Genomic DNA, 13,230 nt, shown 5'->3' with positions numbered 1-13,230 from the left:
TATGTTCCGCAGTAAACCCTATCCAGAGGTCTTCTTTGAGGGAGAATTATTGGCCGTTGCCGAGGCGATGAAAGCCCATGATATCGATAAAGCGAAAGCATTGGCGGAAAAACTGCCAGATATTGATGCTCACGGTAATGACCATTTTACTCTATTAGCCTTTGCTGTCGCTGATACCAATATTCCAGCTATCAAGATGCTGATGGCGCTGGGGGCCGACCCTGCCGCCAAAATTGATGACGCCGTGATAGCCGGTACGGATGTTTCAGAAACGGTGGCGCATTTGGCAATGAGGCTTAAAACCACAGAGCCACTCAAAGCGATGTTGGAAGCTGGCATGGATACCGAAATAAAGAGAGGCAGTGGTACGCTGATTTTTGATGTACCGGACCTAGAAGATAATGACGCACTGAACCTGTTGGTTGAGTTTGGCGCGGACGTGAATGCTAAAGATAGTCTCGGAGAAACGATTTTATTCAGATTTATACGGGTGATGTTTGATGAGGCACTCTATCTTTTGGAGAACGGGGCTGATCCCTTTGTGATGGATCACTCCGGAGTAACTGCCGCTTTCGTAGTTCAGAGTCGTTTGCAACGCATGGATAAATCCAGCGAGGCGTATCAAAAAATGCTGAACATTCAGCAGAAGATGATTGAGCTTGGCGTACAGTTTCCCGCTTTGACGCCCTATGGAGAGCGTTATCGACTCGATATTGTGTGGTGTAACGACCCTGAGGGCTATTTAACACGTAGCGAGTGTAAGCTTGTGGGTGAAAATGAATTTCTAGCACCGCAATCAGACGCATCCAAACGGCAGGATGAAAAGATACTGCGAGAGCGTTATGGCATCGACGCCAATCTATAAGCGAGGCCTATAAGGTGTTAAAGGTAACAGCCATCGGAATAGGGATTGTGCTTTTGCTCTGGGTAGTAAAAGCCGGTGCTTTTAACCTATTCCGCAGTAAACCCTATCCAGAGGTTTTTTTTGAGGGGGAATTGTTAACTGTTGCTAAAGCCATAAAGGAGCACGATATTGATAAAGCTAAAGAGCTTGCAAAAAACCTAACCAATATCGATGAGGCTGGGCTAGAAAACTTCACGCTATTAGCATTTTCGGTTGCAGATTCAAATGTTGAGGCGATCCGTATGTTAATGGATCTTGGAGCTGATCCTGCTCATCAAATAGGTAATCAAAGAGATAAAGGGACAGTTGGTTCATTTTCAATGTGGAATCGTAGTACGGATGCTTTAAGGGCTTTACTCGAGTCAGGAATGGATCCCGATCAGCGAGAAGATGATAGAACTTTGATATATAAAGCTCCTGAACTAAGAGACAATGACTCACTCAAGCTCCTTATAGAGTTTGGAGTAGATGTGAATGTAATGGACCGTCTCCGTCAAACACCTATGTTCAATTTTGTATTAACTAGTTTTGATGAAGCTATCTACCTTTTAGATAATGGTGCCGACCCATTTGCAATGGATAAATCTGGTGTGACATTGGCTTACTCTGTACAAAATCGCCTAAATAATACGAATAGTGGGTCGGAAGCCTACCAAAAACTGCTAACTATTCAAAAAAAAATGAAAGAGCTTGGTGTGGAGTTTCCTGCACTTAGTCCTTATGGCGAGCGTTTCCGTAATGACATCGTATATTGTAAAGAGCCTAAGGGTTATCGGCCTCGCATCGAATGCAAGATTGAGGGCGTAAATCGCTTTTTAAAGCCTCAAACCGAGACGTCCAAACGGCAGGATGAAAAGATACTGCGAGAGCGTTATGGCATTGACGCCAAATTATAAGCGAGGCCTATAAGGTGTTAAAGGTAACAGCCATCGGAATAGGGATTGTGCTTTTGCTCTGGGTAGCAAAAGCCGGCGCTTTTAATCTATTCCGCAGTAAACCCTATCCAGAGGTCTTTTTTGAGGGAGAATTATTGGCCGTTGCCGAGGCGATTAAAGCCCATGATATCGATAGGGCGAAAGCATTGGCGGAAAAACTGCCAGAGATTGATGCGCCAGGCAACGAGCATTTCACTCTATTAGCCTTTGCGGTGGCTGATACCAATATTTCAGCTATCAAAATGTTGATGGCGCTGGGGGCCGACCCTGCCACCAAATTCGGTGAAGGCGAGGGGGGCACAGTCTGTTGCTTACTTTGCCATGTGGCGCAAAACGACAGATGCACTTAAAGCGATGTTGGAAGCGGGAATGGATCCGAATTTAACCGATGAATATGGTGAGACGCTGATTTTTGATGTGCCAGACCTAGAAGACAATGATGCACTGAAACTGTTGGTTGAATTTGGCGCGGATGTGAATGCTAGGGGGGAGCTTGGTAAAACAGCTTTGTTTAAATTTATTAATGTGATGTTTGATGAAGCGCTCTATCTCTTAGAGAACGGTGCGGACCCCTTTGTGATGAATAACTCGGGGATGACAGCGGCTTACTCGGTACAGGAAGAGTTGAACAGTATGGATCAATCCACCGAAGCGTATCAAAAAATGCTGAACATTCAGCAGAAGATGATTGCGCTCGGTGTAAAGTTTCCCGCTTTGACGCCATACGGAGAGCGTTTTAGAAACAATATTGTGTACTGTGTTAAGCCAAGAGGCTATCGCCCTCGCGAAGAGTGTGAAGAGGAAGGTACGCATCCTTATCTAGAACCGCAATCCGACGCATCTAAAAAGCAGGATGAAAAGATACTGCGAGAGCGTTATGGCATTGACGCCAATCTATAAGCGAGGCCTATAAGGTGTTAAAGGTAATAGCCATCGGAATAGGGATTGTGCTTTTGCTCTGGGTAGCAAAAGCCGGCGCTTTTAATCTATTCCGCAGTAAACCCTATCCAGAGGTCTTTTTTGAGGGGGAATTATTAGCCGTTGCTGAGGCGATTAAAGCCCATGATATCGATAGGGCGAAAGCATTGGCGGAAAAACTGCCAGATATTGATGCTCACGGTAATGATCATTTTACTCTATTAGCCTTTGCTGTCGCTGATACCAATATTCCAGCCATCAATATGCTGATGGTGCTAGGGGCCGACCCTGCCGCCAAAATTGATGACGCCGTGATAGCCGGTACGGATGTTTCAGAAACGGTGGCGCATTTAGCGATGAGGCTTAAAACCACAGAGCCACTAAGAGCGATGTTGGAAGCAGGCATGGATACCGAAATAAAGAGAGGCAGTGGTACGCTGATTTTTGATGTACCGGACCTAGAAGATAATGACGAGGCAGTGGTACGCTGATTCCAAAATTGATGACGCCGTGATAGCCGGTACGGATGTTTCAGAAACGGTGGCGCATTTAGCGATGAGGCTTAAAACCACAGAGCCACTAAGAGCGATGTTGGAAGCAGGCATGGATACCGAAATAAAGAGAGGCAGTGGTACGCTGATTTTTGATGTACCGGACCTAGAAGATAATGACGCACTGAAGCTGTTGGTTGAGTTTGGCGCCGATGTGAATGCTAGGGATGGTCTTGGTAAAACAGCTTTATTTAGATTTATTAATGTGATGTTTGATGAAGCGCTCTATCTCTTAGAGAACGGTGCGGACCCCTTTGTGATGAATAACTCGGGGATGACAGTGGCTTACTCGGTACAGGAAGAGTTGAACAGTATGGATCAATCCACCGAAGCGTATCAAAAAATGCTGAACATTCAGCAGAAGATGATTGATCTCGGTGTAAAGTTTCCCGCTTTGACGCCATACGGAGAGCGTTTTAGAAACAATATTGTGTACTGTGTTAAGCCAAGAGGCTATTGCCCTCGCGAAGAGTGTGAAGAGGAAGGGACGCATCCTTATCTAGAACCGCAATCAGACGCATCCAAAAAGCAGGATGAAAAGATACTGCGAGAGCGTTATGGCATTGACGCCAATCTATAAGCGAGGCCTATAAGGTGTTAAAGGTAATAGCCATCGGAATAGGGATTGTGCTTTTGCTCTGGGTAGTAAAAGCCGGTGCTTTTAACCTATTCCGCAGTAAACCCTATCCAGAGGTATTTTTTGAGGGGGAATTATTGGCCGTTGCCGAGGCGATTAAAGCCCATGATATCGATAGGGCGAAAGCATTGGCGGAAAAACTGCCAGATATTGATGCTCACGGTAATGACCATTTTACTCTATTAGCCTTTGCCGTCGCTGATACCAATATTCCAGCCATCAAAATGTTGATGGCGCTAGGAGCCGACCCTGCCGCCAAAATTGATGACGCCGTGATAGCCGGTACGGATGTTTCAGAAACAGTGGCGCATTTGGCAATGAGGCTTAAAACCACAGAGCCACTAAGAGCAATGTTGGAAGCTGGTATGGATACCGAAATAAAGAGAGGCAGTGGTACGCTGATTTTTGATGTGCCGGACCTAGAAGACAACGACGCGCTGAAATTATTGGTTGAGTTTGGCGCGGATGTAAATGCCAGAACCGGTGTAGGAAAAACACCGCTATTAGATTTCATCAGAGTAAACATGGATGAAGTGCTTTATCTCTTGGAGAACGGTGCCGATCCTTTTGTGATAGACAATGGTGGACTGAGTGCAGCCTATTCGGTTCAACAGTCACTAGATAGTATGGATAAATCCAGCGAAGCGTATCAAAAAATGCTGAACATTCAGCAGAAGATGATTGCGCTCGGTGTACAGTTTCCTGCTTTAACGCCATATGGAGAGCGTTATCGACTCGATATTGTGTGGTGTGACGACCCTGAGGGCTATTTAACACGCAGCGAGTGTAAGCTTGTGGGTGAAAATGAATTTCTAGCACCGCAATCAGACGCATCTAAACGAGCGGATGAAAAGATACTGCGAGAGCGTTATGGCATTGACGCCAATCTATAAGCGAGGCCTATAAGGTGTTAAAGGTAATAGCCATCGGAATAGGGATTGTGCTTTTGCTCTGGGTAGCAAAAGCCAGTGCTTTTAATCTATTCCGCAGTAAACCCTATCCAGAGGTCTTTTTTGAGGGGGAATTGTTGGCCGTAGCCGAGGCGATGAAAGCCCGTGATATCGATAGGGCGAAAGCATTGGCGGAAAAACTGCCAGAGATTGATGCGCCAGGCAACGAGAGTTTTACCCTGTTAGCGTTTGCCGTCGCTGATACCAATATTCCAGCCATCAAAATGTTGATGGCGCTAGGGGCCGACCCTGCCACCAAATTCGGTGAAGGCGAGGAGGCACAGTCTGTTGCTTACTTTGCCATGTGGCGCAAAACGACAGATGCACTTAAAGCGATGTTGGAAGCGGGAATGGATCCGAATTTGACCGATGAATATGGTGAGACGCTGATTTTTGATGTGCCAGACCTAGAAGACAATGATGCACTGAAACTGTTGGTTGAATTTGGCGCGGATGTGAATGCCAGAAATAGTCTCGGGGAAACGGTCCTATTCAAGTTCATTAGCGTTATGTTTGATGAAGCGCTCTATCTCTTGGAGAACGGCGCGGATCCCTTTGTGATGAATAACTCGGGGATGACAGTGGCTTACTCGGTACAGGAAGAGTTGAACAGTATGGATCAATCCACCGAAGCGTATCAAAAAATGCTGAAYATTCAGCAAAAGATGATTGCGCTCGGTGTAAAGTTTCCCGCTTTAACGCCCTATGGAGAGCGTTATCGACTCGATATTGTGTGGTGTGACGACCCTGAGGGCTATTTAACACGTAGCGAGTGTAAGCTTGTGGGTGAAAATGAATTTCTAGCACCGCAATCAGACGTATCCAAACGAGCGGATGAAAAGATACTGCGAGAGCGTTATGGCATCGACGCCAATCTATAAGCGAGGCCTATAAGGTGTTAAAGGTCACAGCCATCGGAATAGGGATTGTGTTTTTGCTCTGGGTAGCAAAAGCCGGCGCTTTTAATCTATTCCGCAGTAAACCCTATCCAGAGGTCTTTTTTGAGGGGGAATTGTTGGCCGTAGCCGAGGCGATGAAAGCCCGTGATATCGATAAAGCGAAAGCGTTAGCGGAAAAACTGCCAGATATTGATGCGCCAGGCAACGAGCATTTCACTCTATTAGCCTTTGCTGTCGCTGATACCAATGTTCCAGCCATCAATATGCTGATGGCGCTAGGGGCCGACCCTGCCGCCAAAATTGATGACGCCGTGATAGCCGATACGGATGTTTCAGAAACGGTAGCGCATTTAGCAATGAGGCTTAAAACCACAGAGCCACTAAGAGCAATGTTGGAAGCTGGTATGGATACCGAAATAAAGAGAGGCAGTGGTACGCTAATTTTTGATGTGCCGGACCTAGAAGACAACGACGCGCTGAAATTATTGGTTGAGTTTGGCGCGGATGTAAATGCCAGAACCGGTGTAGGAAAAACACCGCTATTAGATTTCATCAGAGTAAACATGGATGAAGTGCTTTATCTCTTGGAGAGCGGTGCCGATCCTTTTGTGATAGACAATGGTGGACTGAGTGCAGCCTATTCGGTTCAACAGTCACTAGATAGCATGGATAAATCCATCGACGCGTATCAAAAAATGCAGAACATTCAGCAAAAGATGATTGCGCTCGGTGTACAGTTTCCCGCTTTGACACCATATGGAGAGCGTTTTAGAAACAATATTGTGTACTGTGTTAAGCCAAGAGGCTATCGCCCTCGCGAAGAGTGTGAAGAGGAAGGGACGCATCCTTATCTAAAACCGCAATCAGACGCATCTAAACGGCAGGATGAAAAGATACTGCGAGAGCGTTATGGCATTGACGCCAAATTATAAATATTAACAGAGTCAGTTAGGCATTTTATATGGTAGATACGCATAAAACACCCTTTGAAGTATTGTCACAATCAAAAGATAAACTGTTTTATTTTATTTTTGATGCTGTGCAAAATCCCGAAGCTAGAACATTCTGGGAAGCGATGGTGTCTGGCAACGATGTGGCGTGGGAGTATCTTTATCAGGGTACAGAGTATGCACACCTTATGGATGCCTCACCACTCATCATTGAGATCAAAGAAGGCAAGCCCGGAGAAACACTACTTTATTGGATCCATGATTATACCCAACGCTTCCCAAATACCGGTCTTGTTGGCGTTTACAATGGCTCGATGGCTTCGCTTCATTCTCACTGGCAACAATGGGTGAGTATTATCGATAAGTCAGGCACATCCCGAATGCTGCGCTTCTACGACACCAGTGTGTTGCTAGAACTTTTTGACGTTCTCACCGATGGTCAGAGAGGCGCATTTATAGGGGCGCATGAGGCACTCTATATGCCGGATGTGATTGATGACAAGCCGATGCTTCTACCATGTTGGGACGAGGAAACGGGTTCGCCTTGGGCGCCACAAGACGCTTTGTCGTCGCCCATCGTCTTAACGTCTGAACAGCACGATATCTTCTTCTGGCCAGAAAGAGTTGAAGAGCTAATTACGGCTGTTCACTCTGACTTAGCCCCTAATTACGCATGGTTACTGAAAAGGCAAAACGTTAGAAACTGCTTTATCGAAGGCCTGCATATTGCCAGTGAAAAATATCCCAATGCGACACGAAATGAGTGGGAAACATTCGCATATACGCGTTTTTACCTAGGCGATAAATTTTATCAGCACCCGGAGTTTGAGCGTTTACTGGCTATTTTCTCGATAAAAAAAGCCATTACTGTGTTTTATAACAAGCACAAAGGCGATGAGTTGCTCAAAACAAAATATACCACCCGCGGATGGTTAGGCATTGAAGGCCGCGCCACACTGATCACAGAGTAAATATGATGCCTAATCAAGCGTCCGAGAATGCACTAATCAATCGGTTATCAGCACCGTTTTGCGCGGTGGTTGATGCCGCTGTATGTCCGCAAGTTTTCCAAGCGATCGATGACGACGCACTCGCGACCCATCGGTTGTATTGGGGCGAAATGGGCGAGATCCACCATTCGCTATCGCCTTACTTGCTGGTCAATCCCAGCATCGACTGGCTTATAGCGCTGAGTGAAGAGCAGCCGAACTGGGGCATCGCCTTTGTGTTTGATGATCCGCTTATCAACCAAGATGAAGAGAGCCTCTTCATTCGTGCGAAGCGTTTTTGGCAAACGTGGATACAGGTTAAAGATACCTATCAACAAACCGTGTTGCTGCGATTGTTCGATAGGCAGGTGTTTCAAGCGTTATGGAAGGCCTCATCAGACACAGAAAAGCAGGCATTAAGCGGACCGTTTAAATATGCGCTGTTCGGTACACTTAATGATACCGAGGGAGAAACCCTCCCCTTGCGTCCAGAAGCGGCAGAAAAGGCCACCTGTCCGCCCTTGCCGCGTGCGCTGAGCGAGGCGCAATATGCCGCTCTCTTGAATCTATCACTGCCAAAGCAGTATCAAGCCTACAAAACCCATCTACAGACCCACCATGAGCGCACACAGGCATGGTCAGAGACGCAATGGACGCAATTCATTGAAACCGGTGTGAGCGAAGCAAGCGCCAACGGGTTTCAGCAACAGCAAGATATTGTTCGTTTTCTTAGCTTAAAAATCGAGCTAGGCGATACCTTCTATCAAGAGGCGTGGGCACAGAAGATCATTACCCGACCCATTATCGATGGGCAAAAAACGCCTATGGATCGTCTATTTGAGCAAGCTTTAATTCTACTAGATAAGGAATCTTCGTCGTCATGAGCAGTAATGCAAAGGCCGCTTTGCTCTCGAGTTCACAGGCCGCCCAACAAAACTTTTCAACAGACAACGTATTAGAAGGCGGCTGCGTCGAGTGTGCCTGTGAAACGTTTATTCGTTACCATTACGACGATGATAAGCCCGTGCCCAATGCCCCCTTTGTGTTGACTGATAGCAAAAAAACGCAAATTGAAGGGAAAACCGACGATCAGGGGCTGTGCAAGATCCAGAACATGGGGTGTGGGGGCTATGAGATTTTGCTACAAGAGGGCGACGATGAGTTCGAGCCAGAAGAAGTGCTGGAGAACAACCCCGTCCTGCAAGACTCGCCGGAATACGCGGCACTGGCTGGCGAATATTTTGCCCTCTATACCCTTTTAAACCGCAAAGGCTATCTGTTTTACGATGCAGATGACAGCTCGGCGGATAGCATTGACGTTGATCGAAGCTGGACAAAGTGGATCCCCGATGACTATGAACCGGCTTATGAGCGGTTTTGGGTTCTTCACCATCAAATAAACCAAGGGACACGCAAGCAAAAAGAAGCGGTTCAAAAAATGTATAGCAGCCTAGCCGGTGAGACGGCAGGTATGGCGCAAGATAATCCAGCCTTATTGTTATTTGTTGAAATCGCGTTAGGTTGCGTCCCTGTGGTCGGACAGGCCATTGATTTATATGATTTGGGCGATTGGAGCTGGCGGACTTACGAGCAAGAATCACTAGATAACTGGCATTGGGCCGAGGGAACCTTGATTGCCATCGGTTTCGTGCCTGGGTTAGGGGATGCGGCGAAAAAAACCGGCTGTGCCATTTTAGATGCCCTCAAAAAAGCTGATTCTCGGGCAATTCAACTGGCGATGAAAATCATCCGAAGCTTGTCGAATGGCAATCTCGTCAAGTATTTGGCTGATTTTGATAAAACGCTTAAAAGTTGCGCCAAGGAAGCGAAAGAGTTAATCAACAAAACCATTTTTGGCTTAGAAAAAGTGGTGATGCAAAGCGGTAGCTGGATCCTGCGTCTCGCGTCCGATGCCATCCTCGGAATGATTGATGGCTTGAAATCCTTGCTTCAAAAAATCGATGACATGCTCGATTGGATTAAAGGAAAATTTGATGAGTTCAAGGGCAAAATTATTACGGTTAAGCCTGGCACCGCGCACCCTAAAAAGACCCTTGAGGCGCCAGAAAACACCAACGCAGGCAAGGCAGACCCTCATCAAAAAAATCAAGACAAGGCTAATCGTAAAGCCAATCAGGCTCAAGCGGATGGTGACACATGCAGCAAAACAAACACTTGCAAGGAAGAGGGCGAACCTGTTGACATGCAAACGGGTAAAGCCTTTGAGCTACGGGAAGACTTTACCGTTGCGGCTCACTTGCCTGTGTCACACGAGCGCTACTATCACTCACGCGGAGAGCGTCACACTGGCCTGATGGGTCGACTATGGCGAAGCAGTTGGGATATCAGTCTGACCATTGAAGGCGACACGGCGTTATGGATAGACAAAGACTATACCCAAGCACGCTTCCCGCTCCCATTTACCGCGACGCCAACCCAATCGGCGATGAAGCCTGATTGGCGCTTACACCGAGACCCATCTGGGCACTTGGTACTCAAGCACAAAGCCGGGATGAGTTATCACTTTGGTTTTGCCGCGGGCAGCGTACTCAAAGTCACCAAAATCCAAGATAGCTACGGCAACAACACCCAGTTTGTTTATCAGCACGCCACATTAAAGTGGGTGGTATTAACAGATCAGCGCTTAATCAAGGTTGCCACTGAGCGTAACCGCATTACCGCCTTAACCTTGTGTGAGCGCGACAAAACGGTGATCCGTGAATTGGCGCAGTATTATTATGACGACCAGGGCTTTTTGCTCTCGGTGCGCGCGGAAGCGGGGCGGAATTTTGACTACCAATACAATCAAGCCGGCCACCTTATTCGTTGGCAAGATAAGGCTAAGACCTGGGTTGAGCATGATTACGATAAGCAAGGCCGAGCCCTTGCGACACGTTGTGCGGGAGACTACTGGAACGACCACATCCGCTACGACGACGAGCAGCGGATCCATTACTACAAAAATGCGTTTGGTGGCATTACCGCTTACCACTTAGACGAACGCAACCGCGTGGTGAAAACCGTGGCGCCCGATGGTAGCACCATCACTCAAGCGTGGGATAACGACAACCTGATTAGCCAAACCAATGCATTGGGTGAGACAACCTTCTATGTCTATGATGATTGGGGGAATGTAACCGACGTGATGCTGCCGGATGGGGCGGTGCATGCTTATCAATATAGCGAGGAAGGTCATCTACTCGGTTATACCGACCCTGAAGGTGCGACATGGACGTATCAATACAACCCACAAGGGGATGTGATTGCCGCAACCGACCCAGAAGGGCGAGAAACCACGCTGACTTATACCCCAGAAGGGCACCGAGAAAGCCTGACGGAGCCCGATGGCACCACCACGCGCTATACCTACAATGAACTCGGGTTATTGGCCCGCGTAGCGCCCCAAGTGGGCATGGGGATGCGGTTTGAATACGATCGCCAAGGGCGGCTATGTCGACGCATCAGTGACAATAACTTGGTCCGGACGTGGCACTACCAAAACGATAGCCTCACCCCAAGCAGCGTTTGTTACGAAGATGGCACTGCCGCTTACTTTGAATACGACATTGAAGGCAATCTGATTAAAGTCACCGATGCGCTGGGGCATAGCCAGTCGTTCGATTACGATGCGTTTGACTTATTGTCACAGGCGATTGACCCTCTCGGGGCGGTGACTCGCTACCACTACAATGCCGAAGCAGAGTTTGCCGGGGTCACCAACAGTCAAGGTCATGACTGGCGCTACACCTTTGATAAACAAGGGCGTGTAGTTAGCCAGCAGCACTATGATAAGCGCGTTGAGCAGTACGAGTACGACGCAGCAGGGCGGCTGAGTCGTCACACCAAACCTGATGGCTATCAACAGCAATACGACTACGACCAAGGGGGTCGGGTTAGCCACATCCACACCTTCGATGCGTTGGGCGCACCAGCGGGGCAAACCTGGTATGAATACGACGCGGCCTCGCGCCTGACCTACGCCGAAAATGGTGACGCATGGGTAGGGCTACGCTATAGCCCAGCAGGGTTATTGGTGGAAGAAACCCTTAATGGCACCACACTGGCCTATCAGTACGATGAAGCGGGACGCCGTATAGAGGCCAAAGGCACCGAAACCGCGCGCCAGTATGACTGGCACCATCATCAGCTGACACAGGTTCAAATCGGTGCTCACCAGCCGCTTGATTTTGCTTATACCCCACAAGGGCAAGAGCAACAGCGAGGTAACCAACAAGGTTTTCGTTTAACCCATCAATGGAGTGAGCGAGGCCTACTGACACAACAAGGGCTGGGCCAACACCAAGACCCGTTGCGGCGTTACCACTACGACGCCCTTGACCGCTTAATTGGAATCGATGATAACCACCGTGGCAGTCATCGGTTTACGTTAAACCCTAATGGTCAAGTGGTTGGGGCACGACAACAAAAAGCCTCGCAACCTAACGGACGATTTGTGCACCTGTTTGGTTACGACAGCGAACTGAACCTCAATGAGACGGGGTTTGCGACCGAATACAGCCAACAGCAACACGTCGTGTCGCTGGCCGATGCGCGGGTGCAACGCCAAAAACGCCGCCATGACCGTGCAGGGCGTGTATTAGAAACCGGCCGTTTTCGCTATCGCTATGATGCCTGCGGCCGCGTGATTGAAAAGACCGAGAACAAAACGGGCTACCGGCCACAGGTGACGCGGTTTAGCTGGAACGCGGATGACCGCTTAACCCACATTGAACTGCCCAACGGCACGCGGTATCGCTACCGCTACGACCCGTTTGGACGACGTATCGCCAAAGAATGTGCGCACAGCGACACACAGACTCACTACCTGTGGGACGGCGCGCACATTGTGCAGCAGCAACAGGCCACGGCTGATGGGCAGGTGTTGCAACAAACCGAATACCTCTACGAGCCCGGCAGCTTCCGCCCGATGGCGCAAGTGACCCACCATGACCAAGGCAGCGAGCTGCATTACATCGTGACCGACCATGCGGGCACACCGCAAGAGCTGTGTAATGAACAAGGTGATATTGTCTGGCGGGGAGAGCAAGCGCTGTGGGGCCATTACCATGGGCAATCACAACGGCACTGGCAACGACGCGAAGAAGCGGCCAACGACAGTATACAGTGTGACCTTCGCTACCAAGGGCAACTCGAAGACCCAGAATCGGGCCTTTACTATAACGTAAACCGTTATTACGATGCAGACAGTGGCCAGTATCTTAGCCCCGACCCAATAGGGTTTGCGGGCGGGTTAAGGCCGCAGGCGTATGTTGCCAACCCACTAGAGTGGGTAGATCCGTTGGGGTTGGCGCCTTCTGGTTGTGACCCAAAAAGCAAAAAAACCGTATATGAAGCTGAAAGCCGCAAAGAGGCATTTAGGCAGGCTAAGAGGGATGCGGGTGTACCAAACAACCAGAAACCTATGGTAGATAAAGTTGATTTAAAGGGGGTGTACCAAACAACCAGAAACCTATGGTAGATAAAGTTGATTTAAAGG

The 13,230-nt window shown here is 48.4% G+C and carries 12 protein-coding genes; all 12 read left to right on the top strand.

All coding sequences use genetic code 11. The annotated features are described in order from the left end of the window. Position 1 precedes the first annotated feature (1 nt). The 12 genes from BZG80_RS04725 to BZG80_RS04675 are packed head-to-tail and all read left to right on the top strand — an operon-like array spanning position 2 to position 13,212. On the top strand, positions 2–865 hold the full coding sequence (locus tag BZG80_RS04725; protein WP_077678881.1) for an ankyrin repeat domain-containing protein: 864 nt from the start codon (positions 2–4) through the stop codon (positions 863–865). Between the two features lie 14 nt (positions 866–879). Continuing rightward, complete coding sequence (locus tag BZG80_RS04720) at positions 880–1,800, top strand: ankyrin repeat domain-containing protein (protein ID WP_241833855.1); 921 nt, start codon at positions 880–882, stop codon at positions 1,798–1,800. A gap of 14 nt (positions 1,801–1,814) precedes the next feature. After that, positions 1,815–2,189, top strand: coding sequence for a hypothetical protein (locus BZG80_RS16065; RefSeq protein WP_241833854.1), 375 nt, complete (start codon positions 1,815–1,817; stop codon positions 2,187–2,189). Positions 2,190–2,208: 19 nt separating this feature from the next. Next, positions 2,209–2,739 (top strand): hypothetical protein, encoded by a 531-nt coding sequence (locus BZG80_RS16060; protein ID WP_241833853.1) that lies wholly within the window; start codon positions 2,209–2,211, stop codon positions 2,737–2,739. Positions 2,740–2,753: 14 nt separating this feature from the next. Then, a complete protein-coding gene (locus tag BZG80_RS04710; RefSeq protein ID WP_198532919.1) occupies positions 2,754–3,248 on the top strand; it encodes a hypothetical protein in 495 nt (164 codons plus the stop codon). Beyond that, positions 3,226–3,888 carry an ankyrin repeat domain-containing protein gene (locus BZG80_RS04705; RefSeq protein WP_241833852.1) on the top strand — a complete coding sequence of 221 codons (663 nt, stop codon included), beginning with the start codon at positions 3,226–3,228 and terminating at the stop codon, positions 3,886–3,888. Before BZG80_RS04710 ends, BZG80_RS04705 begins: the two co-directional genes overlap by 23 nt. A gap of 14 nt (positions 3,889–3,902) precedes the next feature. Continuing rightward, entirely contained in the window at positions 3,903–4,838 is a 936-nt protein-coding gene (locus tag BZG80_RS04700) for an ankyrin repeat domain-containing protein (protein ID WP_241833851.1), read from the top strand. 14 nt (positions 4,839–4,852) lie between these two features. Then, positions 4,853–5,776 (top strand): ankyrin repeat domain-containing protein, encoded by a 924-nt coding sequence (locus BZG80_RS04695; protein WP_241833850.1) that lies wholly within the window; start codon positions 4,853–4,855, stop codon positions 5,774–5,776. Between the two features lie 14 nt (positions 5,777–5,790). After that, entirely contained in the window at positions 5,791–6,726 is a 936-nt protein-coding gene (locus BZG80_RS04690) for an ankyrin repeat domain-containing protein (protein ID WP_241833849.1), read from the top strand. 29 nt (positions 6,727–6,755) lie between these two features. Next, complete coding sequence (locus tag BZG80_RS04685; protein ID WP_077678853.1) at positions 6,756–7,715, top strand: DUF4123 domain-containing protein; 960 nt, start codon at positions 6,756–6,758, stop codon at positions 7,713–7,715. Between the two features lie 2 nt (positions 7,716–7,717). Then, the gene (locus BZG80_RS04680) at positions 7,718–8,617 is read left to right on the top strand and encodes a DUF4123 domain-containing protein (protein ID WP_077678852.1); all 900 of its coding nucleotides are present in this window, start codon (positions 7,718–7,720) and stop codon (positions 8,615–8,617) included. Further along, positions 8,614–13,212, top strand: coding sequence for an RHS repeat-associated core domain-containing protein (locus BZG80_RS04675; protein ID WP_077678851.1), 4,599 nt, complete (start codon positions 8,614–8,616; stop codon positions 13,210–13,212). Before BZG80_RS04680 ends, BZG80_RS04675 begins: the two co-directional genes overlap by 4 nt. The last annotated feature ends 18 nt before the right edge of the window (positions 13,213–13,230 follow it).

This window comes from Salinivibrio sp. MA440 (assembly GCF_001996265.1).
Taxonomy (GTDB): Bacteria; Pseudomonadota; Gammaproteobacteria; order Enterobacterales; family Vibrionaceae; genus Salinivibrio; species Salinivibrio costicola.
Note: the sequence above shows the minus strand (reverse complement) of the source record. Positions and strands in the feature narration are given on the sequence as shown.